At 57.3% G+C, this 15,495-nt stretch carries 14 protein-coding genes; 4 read left to right on the plus strand and 10 right to left on the minus strand.

Annotated elements, in window-relative coordinates:
- Positions 1-64: 64 nt before the first annotated feature.
- Together C7476_RS12360 and omp10 are read right to left on the minus strand one after the other, a co-directional pair.
- On the minus strand, positions 65-1,945 hold the full coding sequence (locus tag C7476_RS12360) for a 5'-nucleotidase C-terminal domain-containing protein (protein ID WP_114430231.1): 1,881 nt from the start codon (positions 1,943-1,945) through the stop codon (positions 65-67).
- 243 nt (positions 1,946-2,188) lie between these two features.
- A complete protein-coding gene (gene omp10, locus C7476_RS12365) occupies positions 2,189-2,578 on the minus strand; it encodes an outer membrane lipoprotein Omp10 (protein WP_112531683.1) in 390 nt (129 codons plus the stop codon).
- A gap of 232 nt (positions 2,579-2,810) precedes the next feature.
- On the opposite strand from omp10, the gene C7476_RS12370 reads away from it, so the two are divergent.
- Positions 2,811-3,209 carry a GNAT family N-acetyltransferase gene (locus C7476_RS12370; protein ID WP_245426304.1) on the plus strand — a complete coding sequence of 133 codons (399 nt, stop codon included), beginning with the start codon at positions 2,811-2,813 and terminating at the stop codon, positions 3,207-3,209.
- A 52-nt stretch (positions 3,210-3,261) separates the two neighbouring features.
- Here C7476_RS12370 and C7476_RS12375 read toward each other — a convergent pair whose 3' ends face one another.
- The 3 genes from C7476_RS12375 to C7476_RS12385 form a co-directional block, all read right to left on the minus strand.
- Positions 3,262-4,707 (minus strand): homospermidine synthase, encoded by a 1,446-nt coding sequence (locus tag C7476_RS12375; protein WP_114430233.1) that lies wholly within the window; start codon positions 4,705-4,707, stop codon positions 3,262-3,264.
- 151 nt (positions 4,708-4,858) lie between these two features.
- Positions 4,859-5,761 (minus strand): heme-dependent oxidative N-demethylase family protein, encoded by a 903-nt coding sequence (locus C7476_RS12380; protein WP_114430234.1) that lies wholly within the window; start codon positions 5,759-5,761, stop codon positions 4,859-4,861.
- Positions 5,758-7,638 carry a M3 family oligoendopeptidase gene (locus tag C7476_RS12385; protein ID WP_114430235.1) on the minus strand — a complete coding sequence of 627 codons (1,881 nt, stop codon included), beginning with the start codon at positions 7,636-7,638 and terminating at the stop codon, positions 5,758-5,760. The genes C7476_RS12380 and C7476_RS12385 overlap by 4 nt, the downstream gene beginning before the upstream one ends.
- 424 nt (positions 7,639-8,062) lie before the next feature.
- On the opposite strand from C7476_RS12385, the gene C7476_RS12390 reads away from it, so the two are divergent.
- Entirely contained in the window at positions 8,063-9,925 is a 1,863-nt protein-coding gene (locus C7476_RS12390) for a peptidoglycan L,D-endopeptidase MepK (RefSeq protein ID WP_425373982.1), read from the plus strand.
- A 16-nt stretch (positions 9,926-9,941) separates the two neighbouring features.
- Here C7476_RS12390 and C7476_RS12395 read toward each other — a convergent pair whose 3' ends face one another.
- The 3 genes from C7476_RS12395 to C7476_RS12405 form a co-directional block, all read right to left on the minus strand.
- The gene (locus C7476_RS12395) at positions 9,942-10,361 is read right to left on the minus strand and encodes a type II toxin-antitoxin system VapC family toxin (protein ID WP_114430236.1); all 420 of its coding nucleotides are present in this window, start codon (positions 10,359-10,361) and stop codon (positions 9,942-9,944) included.
- Complete coding sequence (locus C7476_RS12400; protein WP_114430237.1) at positions 10,358-10,657, minus strand: hypothetical protein; 300 nt, start codon at positions 10,655-10,657, stop codon at positions 10,358-10,360. The genes C7476_RS12395 and C7476_RS12400 overlap by 4 nt, the downstream gene beginning before the upstream one ends.
- Positions 10,658-10,737: 80 nt before the next feature.
- Positions 10,738-11,376: a 2-dehydro-3-deoxy-phosphogluconate aldolase gene (locus C7476_RS12405; RefSeq protein ID WP_114430238.1), complete on the minus strand. Its 639-nt coding sequence runs from the start codon at positions 11,374-11,376 to the stop codon at positions 10,738-10,740.
- A gap of 157 nt (positions 11,377-11,533) precedes the next feature.
- On the opposite strand from C7476_RS12405, the gene trhO reads away from it, so the two are divergent.
- Both trhO and C7476_RS12415 read left to right on the plus strand, forming a co-directional pair.
- A complete protein-coding gene (gene trhO / locus C7476_RS12410; protein WP_114430445.1) occupies positions 11,534-12,463 on the plus strand; it encodes an oxygen-dependent tRNA uridine(34) hydroxylase TrhO in 930 nt (309 codons plus the stop codon).
- A 229-nt stretch (positions 12,464-12,692) separates the two neighbouring features.
- Positions 12,693-13,406, plus strand: a complete 714-nt coding sequence (locus tag C7476_RS12415; RefSeq protein ID WP_114430239.1) for a tellurite resistance TerB family protein — start codon at positions 12,693-12,695, stop codon at positions 13,404-13,406.
- A gap of 90 nt (positions 13,407-13,496) precedes the next feature.
- On the opposite strand, the gene C7476_RS12420 is transcribed toward C7476_RS12415, so the two are convergent.
- Together C7476_RS12420 and C7476_RS12425 are read right to left on the minus strand one after the other, a co-directional pair.
- Positions 13,497-14,960: an MDR family MFS transporter gene (locus tag C7476_RS12420; protein WP_114430240.1), complete on the minus strand. Its 1,464-nt coding sequence runs from the start codon at positions 14,958-14,960 to the stop codon at positions 13,497-13,499.
- A gap of 122 nt (positions 14,961-15,082) precedes the next feature.
- A complete protein-coding gene (locus C7476_RS12425; protein ID WP_114430241.1) occupies positions 15,083-15,436 on the minus strand; it encodes a DUF2200 domain-containing protein in 354 nt (117 codons plus the stop codon).
- Positions 15,437-15,495: the final 59 nt, after the last annotated feature.

Genomic DNA, 15,495 nt, shown 5'->3' on the forward strand with positions numbered 1-15,495 from the left:
CCTGCGCCTTCGGCCCTCCCAAGGGGGGAAATAGGCGGCATGGTTGTGGCGTGAACTAGCGGGTCTAAATCGCCGGTACTTTCATTTGGGCGCCGATCGGCAGCTTCATTGCCTTCATGTCCGGATTGGCTTCGGCGAGTTTCTTCCATTCGATGCCCTTGCCATAGACTTCTTCGGCAATGTCCCAGAAATTGTCGCCGCGCTTGATCGTATAGGAATCAGGATGGTGGTTGGCTGCAGACACGGCAGCCTCTGTTTCAGCAGGCTTGGCGGCTTCCGGAGTCTTTGGAGCTGTTGCGGGTTCCGAAGATTTGGCTTCAGCCGAAGCGCCGGGTGCCAGAACTGTAATACGGCCGTCGGTGTAGGGCTTATACGGTGTATGCTTGGCCAGATAATCGGCAAGGACGAGTTCGAGACCCGGACCGTAATCGTAAGCGTTGACGGCGTTCGTCGAGAATATCTTGTAGCCGTCGCCGCCCGCGCGCATGTAATTGTTGGAGACCACGCCATAGGTGGCCTCGACATCGATCGGTCGCCAGTTTTCACCCTGCATCACTTGAACACCGGATATGCGGCTGCCCACAGGTTTCGAAACGTCGAAGGCATATTTCAACCCTGCGACCTGCGGGAAGCGTCCGGCGCCCTGATCGATCTGGCTCACGCCATTTTCCAGCGCCGCGACGACATCGGAACCGCGCAGCTGAAACGTCGCGAGGGTGTTCTGAAACGGCAGTACCGTCAGCACCTCGCCCATGGTGACGTCGCCCGCATCGATCGAAGCGCGTAGACCGCCGCCATTGATGATGGCGATGGTGACGCCTTGCCCCTTGACGCGGTCCAGCATGGCATCGGCGACAGCATCGCCCATGCTGCATTCCTTGAAGCGGCAAACCTCGCGCGCCGCTTCGATGACGCCGGTGGATTCGCCTACCTTGCGAGACTTCAGTTCTTCGAGAGGCTTGGCAAGTTCCTTGACGCGGGCAACGAAGGCCGGGTCCGGGGTGACGGAGGAATCGAGCAGGATCGGCGCGCCCTCGCTCTTCGTCACATTGCCATCATCGTCAAAGGTAACTTTGAGTTCGCCGAGGTATTTCGAATAGGATTTCGCCTGGACGATGGGTACATCGCGGCCGGAAGGATTCTTGACCAGTGTCGGGTAGGGGCCAAGCGCTTCCGGATCCGTGTTGGACAACAGGGTATGGCTGTGGCCGCCAACGATCACATCGATGCCATCGACCTTGGCCGCGATCTCCTTGTCCTTCAGATAGCCATCATGGTTGAGCGCAATGATCTTGTTGACCCCTTCGGCCTTCAGCGCCTCCGCCTGTTTTCTCAAAGTTTCGATTTCATCGGCAAATTTGACGCCCGGGCCGGGGCTGGAGATTTCTGCCGTATCGGTGGTGAGAGCCGAGATGATGCCGATCTTCTGGCCGCCGATTTCCTTGATGATATAGGGCTTGTATTTGCCGGCGATTGGCGAATCCGCCGCAGCTTCCGTATTGCTGGAAATGACTGGCACTTTGACCTTGTCGAGGAACTTGGCCAACGTGACCGGCGTATCGTCGAATTCGTGATTGCCGAGCGCCATGACATCGAAGCCGATGCCGTTCATGAACTCGGCCGTGTCATCGCCCTTGTAGGTCGTATAGAACAGCGAACCCTGGAACTCGTCGCCTGCATCAAGCACGATGACATTGCCGCCATCCCTGGACAGGACGGCGCGACGCTCATCGATCTTGGCCTTGACGCGGGCAATGCCGCCGAAACACTCGTTCTTGCTCTCTTCTTCGGCCGAACAGGTGGAATCATATTTGTTGATCGGCTCGATGCGCGAATGCTGATCGTTGATGTGCAGGATATTCAGGGTGTAATCGGCCATCGCCGTGCCCGCTGTCATGCCGAGGGCTGATGTGGCTAGCAATATTCTGGCGAGAATTCTGGACATGGAAAGCTCCGCAGTTCGTCGATCAGGGTAACCTAGTATCTCAATCCTATTTTTCGTGCGTCAAGAAGATATGACAAGCACAGAACGACCGTATCAGAAACCGTATTTTCTGATCCAAAAATGCCAGGCCGTATTCTAGGACATGAATAATTTGGCGAAGATGCCAATTTGAAACGCGAGAACGAACCCCATCATCCACTTGATCAGCATCAGTTCGGATTTGATCGACGGGAAAAACATGTCCTAACCCACTTGCGGGGAGCGGCGCGTTAGCGAGAATTGCTGACCCGATGACGACGTGCAATTAAGCTGAGCAGCGTTAACGAGGGCGCAATTGACCTTGGACTGGGTTCCACGGGCGAGCGAACGCAGGTTGATCTCGATCAGATTGGCAGAGGCGAAACGATAATTGCCCTCGGCCAGCTTTTCCTTGGTATCGTTGGCGCGCGTTTCGAACGCCCCGTTATTGAAATTGGAGAAAGCAACGCCCGACGTGTCGAACCATTGACCCTGCACGGCGTCGGTTGGACGCGTCGTCTGCGCAGGACCGCCCTCCTGAACCCCGCCGCTCATGCAGCCGGAGAGGATCAGAGCCAGTGTTGCTGTGCCGGTGGCAACCGAAAAGCGTTTCATCCAGACAATCTCCCAATGGATCTCGCTCTTTAAATGCCGTGAAAATCAAGCAAAAACAAGACATAAGTTTAATTGTAAATTCGAACGACAGGGTGTTTGCTCTACCGGCTAATGTCTGTTGGAATGCCTGGTGCGCGGGTAGGTGTGGGAATCTAGAGGGAAGTCTATGCTTGTGCGGGTTGCAACAGTGTCTGATACGGAACGGGCATGTATAGTACTGCGACGGTCGATCTTGGAGCTATGTATCGCCGATCACGAAGGGGATCAGTCGGCGCTCGCTCAGTGGCTCGCCAACAAGACGGTCGAAAATGTCCACGCGTGGATTGAATCAGCCGACCAGAAAGTGCTTGTCGCCGAACGCGCGGGCGAAATTCTTGGCGTAGGGTCTGCATCTGCCAAGGGGGAAATTCTGCTGAACTATGTTTCACCCGATGCCCGGTTTCAGGGTGTCAGTCTGGAGCTGATGCAATATCTCGAGGTTTACGTTGGTGCGCAAGGAAACAAAAAGAGCTTCCTGTCGAGCACTCAAACAGCTCATCGATTCTATCTGGCCCACGGATATGAGGATAGTGGAGATCCGGAATTGTGGGCCGGGATGAGCGCTCAGCCGATGGTGAAATGGCTGAAATGAAAACGGCAGTCGAAGGGCTGCCGTTTCCTTGTGTAGCTCATCGCTGCTACTATTACCGCACCAGGATGTTGCGGAACTGCCAGGGATCGTCGAGATCCAGGTTTTCCTTGAACAGGCCCGGGCGGTTCTCCAGGGGAGTCCAGTCTGTATAGTGTCCCTTGAGCGGGCCGAGATAGGGTTTCTGGACTTCAAGGCAGCGGCGGAAATCCATCTCGTCGGTCTCGACGATGCCGGCATCGGGATTTTCCAGCGCCCAGACCATGCCTGCCATGACCGCAGACGAGACCTGGAGACCTGTCGCGTTCTGATAGGGAGCAAGCTTGCGTGCTTCCTCGATCGTCAGCTGCGAACCATACCAATAGGCATTCTTGTCGTGGCCATAGAGCAGCACGCCTAGTTCATCCGCGCCGTCGACGATCTCGGATTCGTCGAGTACGTGCTGGATCGCCTGAGGTTGGCCTGCTGCGCCGAACATTTCGTCGAGGGAGAGTGTCGCCACGTTTGCAGGGTGATAGGCGTAGTGGCAGGTGGGCCGGTAGGCGGCCTTGCCCTTCTTGTCCAACACCGTGAAGAAATCCGCGATCGAGATTGCCTCATTGTGCGTGACCAGCAGGCCGAACTGTGCGCCTTCTGTCGGGCACCAGGTGCGGATGCGGGTATCGGCGCCGGGCTGCTCGAGAAAGATCGCGGCCTTGTTGCCCTTCTTCTGCTTGCGGGCATTCTTCGGCATCCACTTTTCATGGGTGCCCCAGCCGAGCTCGGCCGGTTGCAGGCCTTCGGAAATAAAACCTTCGACCGACCACGTGTTCCAGAAGGCACCGAAGGGTTTCGGCTCGCCGGCGCGCTGCGTATCGCGCTCGGCAATATGGATGCCCTTGACGCCGATCTTGTCCATCAGGTGGGCCCAGCTCTCGCGATCCGTGCGGGCGGGTTCCTTGTGATCGACGTTCAGGTCTCTGGCAAGGTCAAGCACGGCCTGCTTGACGAACCACGAGACCATGCCGGGATTGGCGCCACAGCAGGAAACAGCGGTCGGACCACCGGGATGTTTGTTCTTTTCGGCAAGCAGTGTCTGGCGCAGCGCATAATTGGTGCGGTCGGCGTTGTCGAGGTCGTTGGCATAATAGAAGCCCGGCCAAGGCTCTATGACCGTATCGATATAGAGCGCGCCGACTTTGCGGCACAGGCGCAGAATATCGACCGACGATGTATCGACGGAAAGATTGACGCAGAAGCCTTGTCCGCCGCCCCCGGTTAGAAGCGGCTTGAGCAGCGTCTTGTAATTTTCTTTGGTAACGGCTTCCTGAATGAAGCGGATGCCGCGCTCGTCGAGCAGTTTCTTGTTGGCATCGCTGGGATCGATGACGATCAGGCGGGATTTATCGTATTTGAAGTGGCGTTCGATCAGGGGCAGGGTACCCCGTCCGATGGACCCGAAACCAATCATCACGATCGGACCGGTAATTTCTCCATGTACAGGCCATTGAGCCTTCGCCATTTTTTTGTTGCTCCTAATTTTGATCTCCATCAATGAGGGCAGCGGCTAAATTGCCACCTCAAAGAAACCATAGAGCATAGTCATGACAAAGAGCAAACAACCAGTTGCTCTTTTATGGTGAAATTCCGAACTACTGTTAATTAAAACGCGGCTATAGGCGTTCCAGCGCGTCGATAAGCCGGTCGCGGATTGTCATAATACCTTTGTAGTGCAGTTGCGCCGGATTTAGCGCTTCGAGCTGGCGCGCAAAAGCTTCCGCTAAATTGCGACATTCGGGGTGTTTCTTCAGGGCACTTATAGGATCGAGATAAATGCGGATAGTGAAAAGAATATCGCCCGATACGGGAAGTTTGCGCAGCGTCTGCCGCTCGACGCGAACGTAGCTTTGCGCTGCAATGTCTTCGTCGGTGTAGCGCGCGCCCTTCTGGTGGCTGGCGAGCGGATGATAGAGATTACCGTCGGGCTGCAGCGACCAGTTCATCCGCTGAACCGAGCGATCCGGGCGCAGATTGTCGAACATGCGGGTGATCAGCCCGGCATTGCGGGTGCCTGCGCCAAAATCGGGCACAGGAGCGTGGATATCGTCCATGGAGCGGCCGAACTTTTCCAGAAGCGTCCAGGAGGACGGAAACGACAACGACGCGGCGGCGAGATGCCAGCCGCGCGTCTCGTCCTTGTGCATCAACACAAGATCTTCCTGAACAAGGCTGGCGGCGCGATGCAGGCGGGGGATGTCGGTTTCGCCGAGCGATATGAGTTCGTTCCAACCCGCAATTTTTACGTTCTCGCCGTCGCTGGAATAGATCTCAGGATAGTGCTCGACGAGGTGGGTGCTGAGAAGTTGCAGCACTTCTTTTTGGGCATCCTCGGTGCCCGGTTCTTCCACAAAGATCCTGTCGCCGTAAAGCCCGAAAAGCCGTTCTTTCTCGGCGAGATAGGCGAGAAGATTGCTGTCGATCTCGATCCAGTCGTTCAGGTCGAGCTGCTGCAACCCTATCGTGAAGGGTTGCGCCGAGCCATCATAGGGCGTGTGCACGGGGGCAGAGGTCGTCATTGTACGGCGTCCATCGCCTCCAGCTCGTCGATAATACCCTCGATTACCGAAAGGCCCTTTTGCCAGAAGGCAGGGTCTGTCGCGTCAAGGCCGAAAGGCGCAAGCAATTCGGAATGGTGCTTGGTGCCGCCAGCCCTCAACATGTCGAAATATTTCTCCTGAAAGCCCGCTTCGGCGTTTTGATAGACCGCGTAGAGCGAGTTCACCAGGCAGTCGCCGAAGGCGTAGGCATAGACATAGAAGGGCGAGTGGATGAAGTGCGGAATATAGGTCCAGAAGGTTTCGTAGCCCGCACCGAAATGCACCGCCGGTCCGAGACTTTCCTTCTGCACATCCAGCCAGATCTCGCCGATCCGGTCCGAAGTGAGTTCGCCGTTGTTACGCTCGGCGTGAACGCGCCGCTCGAACTGGTAGAATGCGATCTGGCGTACGACCGTGTTGATCATGTCTTCGGCCTTTTGCGCCAGCATGGCCTTGCGTTCGCGCTTGTCGCCGGTCTTTTCAAGCAACGAACGGAAGGTCAGCATTTCGCCGAAGACGGAAGCCGTTTCAGCGAGGGTCAGCGGTGTTGAAGCCATGAGGGCGCCCTGATCGCCGGCAAGCACCTGATGTACGCCGTGGCCAAGTTCGTGCGCGAGGGTCATCACATCACGGGGCTTGCCCATGTAGTTCAGTAGCACGTAGGGGTGAACCGAGGGAACAGTCGGATGGGCGAAAGCGCCCGGCGACTTGCCGGGGCGCGTCGGCGCATCGATCCAGTTTTTGTCGAAGAAAGCCTTGGCGATGTCGGCCATTTCCGGCGCAAAGCCATTATAGGCGGAAAGCACGGTTTCGCGCGCCTCCGTCCATGGAATGATTGCCTGCGGCGTTTCGGGCAGGGGGGCATTGCGGTCCCAATTATTCAGGTAATCGAGGCCAAGCCATTTGGCCTTGAGCGCATAATATCGATGCGACAGGCGCGGATAGGCGGCCTGCACGGCTTCGGAGAGTGCGTCGACCACCTCGCGCTCGACGCGATTGGCCAGATGGCGGCTGTCGGCGATGTCCTCAAAGCCACGCCAGCGATCGGAGATTTCCTTGTCCTTGGCCAACGTATTGGTGATGAGCGTGAAAACTCGGAGGTTCTCCTTGAAGGTCTTGGCCAGTGCTTCAAAACCGGCTTTGCGCAGGGATGCATCTGCATCCTGCAAGAGGTTCAAGGTCGGTTCGAGCGGCAGTTCCTCGCCATTCACTTCAAAGCGCAGCGCCGTCATGGTCTCGTCGAACAGACGGTTCCAAGCGCCGCGCCCGGTGATCGACTTTTCGTGGAAAAGCTGCTCGATCTTGTCATCGAGCTGGTAAGGCTTGTCCTTGCGCAGGTCTACCAACCATGGGCGATAGTGGGCGATGGCCGGATTGTCGGCCATGGCTGTTTCGATGATCGCATCATCGATGCGGTTGAGTTCCAGGCTGTAGAAAATAAGATGCGTGCTCGCATCGGTCATCTTCTGCTGGATATCGCCGTAAAGTTTGGCGCGCTTGGGGTCGGACGTATCGCCGGCATAGACCAGGCCGGCGAAGGAGACGATTTTGCCGATCAGTTCTTCCAGCGCTTCGAATTCCCGGATCGATCGGGCGAACTCTCCGCCTTTCGGTTTGGCCGCCTCGGCGGCAAGATTACCCTTCCAGCGCTTTTCGAATTCGACGGCCAGTTCGTCGGCTTTTTCGAGATCGGCCTTGAGCTCGCTGCTTTCGGTGGATGGGTAGAGATCGGCGAGGTTCCATTCGGGCAGGAGGCCGAGCGCTGCCTGATCGGCTTTCACGGCAGCTGTGCTACCCGATTTGGAGGGAGCCGTGACCACCTTATCAAGCGAGTATTTATTGATTTTTGAACGCATTTTGGCACCAGAGTATTGACGTTTGGAGGGCGAATCAGAGGCCCTCGATAAAGGAGCTAAACCTTAAGAGTCGGTTGGCAATTGATCCAGTTCCGTCTTGCTTGTCCCACTTTGTAGCAACTTTTAGACTTTTGAGGGGTGGATTCATTTGATAAAAAGCCTTAATCCTGCTGTTAACAACCCGTTGACCATGTCACAAAACACTGGATTCGATATGCCTTTTTGCCATGCTCTCAACGTATTTGTTCTTCAGTAAAGCGACCATTAACCATTAAATCGGACAATCCAGCTATTCGGGGGTTGGAAAAGACGGTCAAGGTTGGGGACGAAATTGTCAAACATGATTCATGCACAGAACAACAGATCGTGGGCGAGTTCTATTATGCGCGCCGGCTGGTTTGTGTTCCTCATGGTCTTTGTGCCGATGTTGTTTGCATCCGCGCAGGCTTCCGCCGAGACGAGGACTCTCAGGCTTTATTTCATCCACACCAAAGAGCGTGCCGAGATCACGTTCAAGAGAAATGGCCGATACCAGCAGGATGGGCTGAACAAGCTCAACAAGTTCCTGCGTGACTGGCGCCGCAACGAGCCGACGAAGATGGACCCCCGCCTCTTCGACCTTGTCTGGCAGATTTATCAGAACGCCGGCGGCAGGGACTACATCAATGTGGTATCTGCCTATCGCTCTCCTACCACAAATTCCATGCTGCGTTCCCGTTCGCGCGGTGTGGCGAAGACAAGCCAGCACATGCTGGGCAAGGCCATGGACTGGTATCTGCCGGGTGTGAAGCTTTCCACACTTCGCGTTACAGCGATGAAATTCCAGGCTGGCGGCGTTGGCTACTATCCGACCTCAGGCTCTCCTTTCATCCATACCGATGTCGGCAACGTCCGTCACTGGCCGCGCATGAGCCGCAGGGAACTGCTGGCCGTGTTCCCGGACGGCAAGACCATGCATATTCCCTCCGATGGCAAGCCGTTACCCGGCTATGACCAGGCAGTCGCTGCCTACGAATCCCGCAGGCGCAATGGTGGCAGTGCAATTCAGGTCGCGAGTGCTTCCAATTCGAGACGCAGTGGCAAGACGCTGTTTGGCATGATCTTTGGCGGTGGCGCCGATGAGGAAGAGGATACCAGCGAGAGCACAACTGCTGTCGCTACTGCTTCCAAGCCTTCGAAGACGCTTTCGACCAAACCAGCCGCGATAGCTGAAGACGCGGATGGTGGCGAGACCGCCGCACCAGCCGCCCCGGCTGTCGCAACGCGTGACCAGCCTCAACCTGAACAGCAGCAGATCGCTCCGGACCTGCCGGTACGCGGTGCACCTGCGCCTTTGACCGCGCCGCGACCTGACGCGCCACTTGCGACATCGCCGGAAGACGGTCGGGCCCTGGCCTTTGCGGTTCCCGTGCCGCTGCGCCGTCCTGACTATTCGCCGACGCCGGCACCAGGAGAACCGTCAACGCTTAATGCGCTTGCCGAGGATCAATCGACTGTCATCGCCGCCCTGCCGATGCCACGACCGCAGCCGCAGGACAGCGCCAGCGCCATCCGTGAGATGATTGCCGCCAATCCTAACAATGCGAGCGCCGATACGGCGCAGCCCGAAATGGCCAATGCGCTCGTGCCGGTACCCTTCGACAAGCCCAAGCGCAATGACATGATGGTCGCGTCGCTCGTGCCCGACCAGCGTCCGGTCACCGAAGCGATTCAGGCGACCGCGGCGGCAGAAGAAGAGGTTATTCCGGCTCCGGAGGATGATCTGCAGGCGCTTATCAAGCAGGCCGACAGCGAGCATGGAAATGTTGTTTCCGCTTCGCAGCCGACGCCCGAGATGCCGACATTGCCGGGAACGACTGGTGGGCGTGTGAAACCGGTTGCACAACAGAATACGCAGATGGCGTCGATTGAAACGCAGCCATCACTGCGCCGGACCATGCTCGACGCTCAGGCCTCGGGTGATCCGGTTGCCGCGCTTAATAATGGTGTGATCACGACGGCCAAGGGCGCAAAACCGCGCAAGCAGGCCGCACAGGGCCAGGCTCCGATGGCGATTCAGGTTTCCTCGAACGTTCCGGACCGCGCTCTCTCGACCGAGCAGGTCGCGCAGACGGCGCCGGCAGTGACACCGGCGGTCCTGCGCAATGCAGAAATGCGAATGGCCCCGACGACGGTCTATACGGCCGGCTTCCAGCAGAGCCTGCCGGTCGCCAACGCCAACAAGTTTACTGGCAAGGCGGTTACGTTCCTGCAGATCGCCAAGTTCAGTCCGACGCACGGATCGTAAGGATGAGGCGCTATAGCTAAAGCGGGTTGACGATGGCTATATCGTTGAAATCTTTTTCGTTGTCGGTAACGACAATACAATTATTTACTAAAGCAGTTGCCGCGATAATCGTATCCAGAGCACTGCGAAGTTTGCCCTTGCGTGTTCCTTCGGCCATGAGCCGCGCCCACGTTAATGCAGCCGTCTCGTCAAAAGCAAGAATCCTTCCTGCGAAGAGGGCCGATGGGCCATCCGGTCCGGAGAACCAGGCTTCGAGTTCGTCACGCTTTCGCCCGGTTGGCTTTTCAAGTATCCCGCGCTGAATCTCGGCAATAGTCAGTGACGATATAAACAGGTCCTCATCGAGTTGATCGGCCATCCAAACCATAAGCGATTCCGATGGAATCGGCTTGGTCGCATTGCTGATGATATTGGTGTCCAGTAGGTAACGCGTCACAAATCGACCCTTCGACCGGTCTCCTTGGTCCTAATCAAATCCAGTTCCGAATTAGCAAGCGGCGAACGGCGCAGGGCTGCCAAAATATTCCCTCTTTTAGGCAGAGCATCAGCGACAGTTTGGCTTAACGCTGCTCGAATTCGAACGGCATCCGGGCCCGCATCAGCCAGTTTCCTGGCCAAGGTACGAATGAGGTCGCGATCGGCATTCCGGCCCAACACTTCGAATCGCGACAGGCCTCGTTCACTCAACCTGTCGCGATAGTTCTTGATGGCACGCTTTTGCGAATTGTTCATACAACCTCGCTATCCACTATTGCCAGTAATATAGCCGGTAATATCCTGTCTAGCAAGGCGAGCGCATGGAGAATGGGTTCTTAGCCAGCGAGCTTGACTGCCTCGGCTGCGAGCTTCGTGATCTCGTCCCACTTTCCGGCCTTTACCAGTTCTTCCGGGGCGACCCATGATCCACCCACACAGACGACATTCGGCAGGTTGAGGTAGGTTTTGGCGTTGGCGATGCTGACGCCGCCGGTCGGGCAGAACAGCGTGCCGGCCAACGGTGACGACAAGGATTTCAGGAAAGCTGCGCCGCCGGCCTGTTCGGCAGGGAAAAACTTCAGCATCGTGTAGCCTTCTTCACGCAAGGCCATGATCTCGCCCGGCGTGATGGCGCCGGGAAGCAGCGGTACCTTGCTGTCGCGCGCAGCTTCAATAAGCTGCGGCGTCGCCCCGGGACTGACGATGAAGCGGGAACCTGCGTTGACGGCCTCGTCATACTGACGGGCATTGAGAATGGTTCCTGCGCCGACGATGGCCTCCGGCACTTCATTGGCGACGGCACGGATGGCATCGAGGGCCGCGGCAGTGCGCAGCGTGATCTCGATTGCCGGCAGGCCGCCCTTGGCAAGCGCCCGTGCCAATGGAACGGCATCGGCGAGATTCTGGATAAGAATGACCGGAATAACCGGCTGGCCCTTGAGGACGGGTAAGAGCAGATCGGTCTTCTGGGTCATCTCAATTCTCCGCTGGCTGGAACTTCAATCGATTTAGTAGTGTGCATCCGGTTTGTCTACCTTGGATTTCCTGGATCTGGCATAATGGATGCGCAACTTACTGTCTCCTCGCAAAACCCTTGAATTTGACGCTTTGGCGCAGTAGTTGGATGCGATCATGACAGACCATACCTCAAACATGCCCTTTACGGTGGCAGCACTCTATCGCTTTGCCCGGCTGGATCACTATCAGTCGCTGCAGGAGCCGCTGGCGAAGCTTTGCTGCGGGCAGGGGATCAAGGGTACACTGCTCTTGGCCGCAGAGGGTATCAACGGCACTGTCGCCGGAACGTCTGCGGCGATCAAGATGCTCATTGATTTCCTCGAGGCCGAGCCGGCCATTGCCGGCATGGAACTGAAGTATTCACACGCGAGCGAGATGCCTTTCAAACGCATGAAGGTGCGGCTGAAAAAGGAAATCGTCACCATGGGCGTCGATGATATCGACCCGCTGCAAAGCGTAGGGACCTATGTGCCCGCCACAGACTGGAATGCACTGATCTCCGATCCGGACACGATCGTCATCGACACGCGCAACGATTACGAGACGGCGATAGGGACGTTTCAAGGCGCCCTCGATCCGCAGACCAAGACGTTTCGCGAGTTTCCGCAATGGGTGGAGAGCCACCGCGAGGAACTGGAAGGCAAGAAGATCGCCATGTTCTGCACTGGCGGTATTCGCTGCGAAAAGGCGACGGCCTATGTCAAGGGCCTCGGTTTCGACGACGTGTTTCATCTGAAGGGCGGTATTCTCAAATATCTCGAGGATGTGCCCGCCGAGGAAAGCCGCTGGGAGGGCGAATGCTTCGTCTTTGACGAGCGAGTATCTGTTGGCCATGGTCTCATCGAGGGCGAGGCAGAACTTTGCCACGCGTGCCGCAATCCTATTGCGCCGGAGGACAAACTCTCGCCGCTATTCGAAGAGGGCGTCTCCTGTCCGAATTGCTACCACGAGCGCACGGACGAAGACCGTGCCCGTTTTGCCGAGCGGCAGAAGCAGGTGCGGCTCGCCAGGGAGCGGGGCGAGAAGGCTCACATAGGTTCCTGAAGAATCCACCCTGACGGACATCTGATGCGGCTTTCTGCGCTTCCGGTGCTCACGTACTTTATGTACGCTGCGCTCCGGTTCTCGAAGCCCACACCAGCTGCCTCGTCAGGCTGAATTCTCAAAGCCGCGATTACCCCAAACTTGCTACAATCGCCCCGCTGTCATTGCAATGCCATGAACCGGGTCCTAACTAAGCGGAGCCAATTCATGCAGCCATGAGGAGAGACGCATGCTTGATCCGAAGAAGATTCTCGATGATTTCCTGGGAAGCAATGTTCCGGGAGTCGGAACATCGGTTCGCGATACAGCCGGCAAGGCGACGCAACTTGCCAAGGACAATCCGCTCGCCACTGGTGCGCTCGCTGCAATTCTTCTTGGCACCGGCACTGGCCGCGAGGTGGCTGGCAGTGCTCTGAAACTCGGCGGTCTCGCTGCGGTCGCCGGGCTCGCCTACAAGGCTTATCAGAACTACCAGTCGGGCAAGGCTCCCGCTGAAGCAACGCAAGCTTCCACCGGCGAGCTGGCGCCGCCGCCGGAGGATTCCAGCTTCCGTCCCGAAACCGCGCCACAGGGCGAACATGAGTTTGCGCTGGTTTTGGTACGCGCCATGATCGCAGCAGCCCGTGCCGATGGCATGGTGGACGAGACCGAAAAGGCGCGCATCATCGAGAAACTGTCACTCTCCGGCATCAACAGCGATACGCAGGAGTTCCTCAAGAAGGAGCTGACTTCGCCTGTCGATGTGGACGGACTGGTCGCGGCAGCGGTTACCGATGCGCAGAAGGTCGAGCTCTATACCGCCTCGCGCCTGGCTATCGATCCGAAGACACGGGCCGAGCGCGGCTACCTTGACCTGCTTGCCGGGCGCCTGAAACTCCCGGACAATCTCATCGATCATATCGAAGCGACAGTGGCCGACGTGAAGGTCGCATCGCCCGCCTGATACCTTCCGAAGCGGTTCCGGGCGATTGGGAGGGCCCGTTGCTGGCCGGCCAGATCCCCGAGCCGCCCCGGCGGCGCGGTTTTTGGCAGTTTACGCCTCTTGGGTTACCCGATGCGCTTGGGGGCGAGGCACAAGCAGGCAGGCTGGCACGATCAACATGGCGATGAGAAGCATCGCAATGAAGGTCGCATGCAGCGCGTGCTGCAGGGCAAGACGGATCTCTTCTGCATCACTGATGACGGCGATCGTGCCATTCAAAAGGCCCCGTAGCTGCTCCGGCGTTATTGAATGCCCGTTGGTGGTATGGGCCAGGCCGTAAGACAGCACTGCGCCAAGCAATGCTGCGCCGAGCGTGCTGCCCAAGTTACGCGAAAAGACGTTGGAGGCGGTAGCGCTGCCACGCTCATACGAGCTCACACTTTCCTGTGTCAGGATCAACGCGCCGATATTGAGCAGGCCCATGCCGAAACCCATGACAAGGGAACCGGCACCGGCCAATACCGCCGAACTTGACGGGTTAAGCAAGACAAAAAGACATGTCCCGGCCGGAATGCATAGGCTGCCGGCGATCATGAGAGGGCGCAATCCCAAGCGTACAAACTGCCGGGAGGCAATCGTCGCGCCCAAGGGCCAGCCCAACAACAGCATCGTCAAGGCGAACCCTGCCACAAGCGGCGAGCGGTTGAGGACCGTTTGCACGTACATTGGCAGGAAAGTCGTCAGGCCCATAATCGACATGCTGGCGAAAAAAACCGCCAGGTTTGCGAACGCAATCGGCCGTTTCAGCCACAGGTCGGGGGCAACCATAGGTGCTTCGGCACGCCGTTCCTGCCAGATGAAGGCTACAAGCGTGACCATGAAGACCAACAGCGCTGCGATAGCCTCGGCGGATACTGCGCTTTCCATCTCGGTCAAGGCGATCATCAGCGAGGATACAGAAATGGCAAAAAGTGCGGCTCCAAGTACATCGATGGAGACGTCCCGGGCCCGCTTTTCCTCGTGGAGATAAAGGATGAACCCCAGTGCTGCGAAAAGCCCGACCGGAACGTTGATCCAGAATATCCATGCCCAGGGGAGGTTGTGGATGATGATGCTGCCGAGCAGCGGTCCAACAACAGCCGACAAAGCCCATACGCTTGCCAAATAGCCCTGCACCTTGCCACGCTGGTTCCCGGGAAAAAGATCGGCAACCACTGTCATGGCGACGGGTTGAATTGCCCCAGCACCGATACCCTGCAGCAGCCTGAAAGCAATCATCGACGGCATCGACCATGCGAAGCCGGCAAGCACCGAGGCGAACAAAAACAGTGCAATGCCGACAAGCAGCACAGGCTTGCGACCATAAATATCGGCCAGTTTTCCGAATACCACGGTTGTCGCGGTCAGGGTCAGCAGGAATGACGAAAAAACCCAGGAATAGAGATTGATCTGCCCCAACTGGGCGGCGATTTGCGGCATCGCCGTTGAAACGATCGTCGCTTCGATGGCGATCATCGCCATGCTTGCCATGATCGCGACTACAACGGGCGCGCGACGGGTAGTTTGCTCTGTCATGGATGGCTTTCAGACCAAACGGCGCGACTCAGGGATCGGCGTTTGACACAGATGGGAATAACGATGAGGACCTATCTAATCCTCGACGCTCGCGCGTCAAGCAGCAATCTATCCCGCGGAAATCACATTTCCGGCAGAATTCTATCCATGGCTTTTCCCCGGGCCAGCTCGTCAACGAGCTTATCCAAGTAGCGGATTTCTCGCATAGTCGGCTCTTCGATATCCTCCACCCGAACGCCGCAAACCACGCCTTTGATCAGGGTTCTCAAAGGGTTGGGTTTGGGAGCCTCGGCAAAAAAATTCTCGAAATCAGTTTGTTGTTCAAGCTGGGCTTGTAACCCCTTCTCGTCGTAGCCTGTCAGCCAGGAAATGATATGATCGACCTCTGTTTTTGTGCGTCCCTTTTTCTCTGCTTTCGCAACGTAATGTGGATAAACGCTTGCGAAGCTGGTCGTATAGATCCTGTGTTTTGCCATAGATTTCCTACTCCTGGGCTCCTCATCCGGCGATCGGTCGATCGCCTCGATGCCTTGCG

Source organism: Phyllobacterium bourgognense (assembly GCF_003337575.1).
In the GTDB taxonomy this organism is placed as follows: Bacteria; Pseudomonadota; Alphaproteobacteria; order Rhizobiales; family Rhizobiaceae; genus Phyllobacterium; species Phyllobacterium bourgognense.

Coding starts and splice junctions, on each gene's coding strand:
- C7476_RS12420 (WP_114430240.1), bottom strand. CDS start 14,960: ATGACAGAGCAAACTACCCGTCGCGCGCCCGTTGTAGTCGCGATCATG.
- omp10 (WP_112531683.1), bottom strand. CDS start 2,578: ATGAAACGCTTTTCGGTTGCCACCGGCACAGCAACACTGGCTCTGATC.
- C7476_RS12375 (WP_114430233.1), bottom strand. CDS start 4,707: ATGGCGAAGGCTCAATGGCCTGTACATGGAGAAATTACCGGTCCGATC.
- C7476_RS12390 (WP_425373982.1), top strand. CDS start 8,063: ATGTTGTTTGCATCCGCGCAGGCTTCCGCCGAGACGAGGACTCTCAGG.
- C7476_RS12405 (WP_114430238.1), bottom strand. CDS start 11,376: ATGACCCAGAAGACCGATCTGCTCTTACCCGTCCTCAAGGGCCAGCCG.
- trhO (WP_114430445.1), top strand. CDS start 11,534: ATGACAGACCATACCTCAAACATGCCCTTTACGGTGGCAGCACTCTAT.
- C7476_RS12400 (WP_114430237.1), bottom strand. CDS start 10,657: ATGAACAATTCGCAAAAGCGTGCCATCAAGAACTATCGCGACAGGTTG.
- C7476_RS12415 (WP_114430239.1), top strand. CDS start 12,693: ATGCTTGATCCGAAGAAGATTCTCGATGATTTCCTGGGAAGCAATGTT.
- C7476_RS12385 (WP_114430235.1), bottom strand. CDS start 7,638: ATGCGTTCAAAAATCAATAAATACTCGCTTGATAAGGTGGTCACGGCT.
- C7476_RS12425 (WP_114430241.1), bottom strand. CDS start 15,436: ATGGCAAAACACAGGATCTATACGACCAGCTTCGCAAGCGTTTATCCA.
- C7476_RS12380 (WP_114430234.1), bottom strand. CDS start 5,761: ATGACGACCTCTGCCCCCGTGCACACGCCCTATGATGGCTCGGCGCAA.
- C7476_RS12360 (WP_114430231.1), bottom strand. CDS start 1,945: ATGTCCAGAATTCTCGCCAGAATATTGCTAGCCACATCAGCCCTCGGC.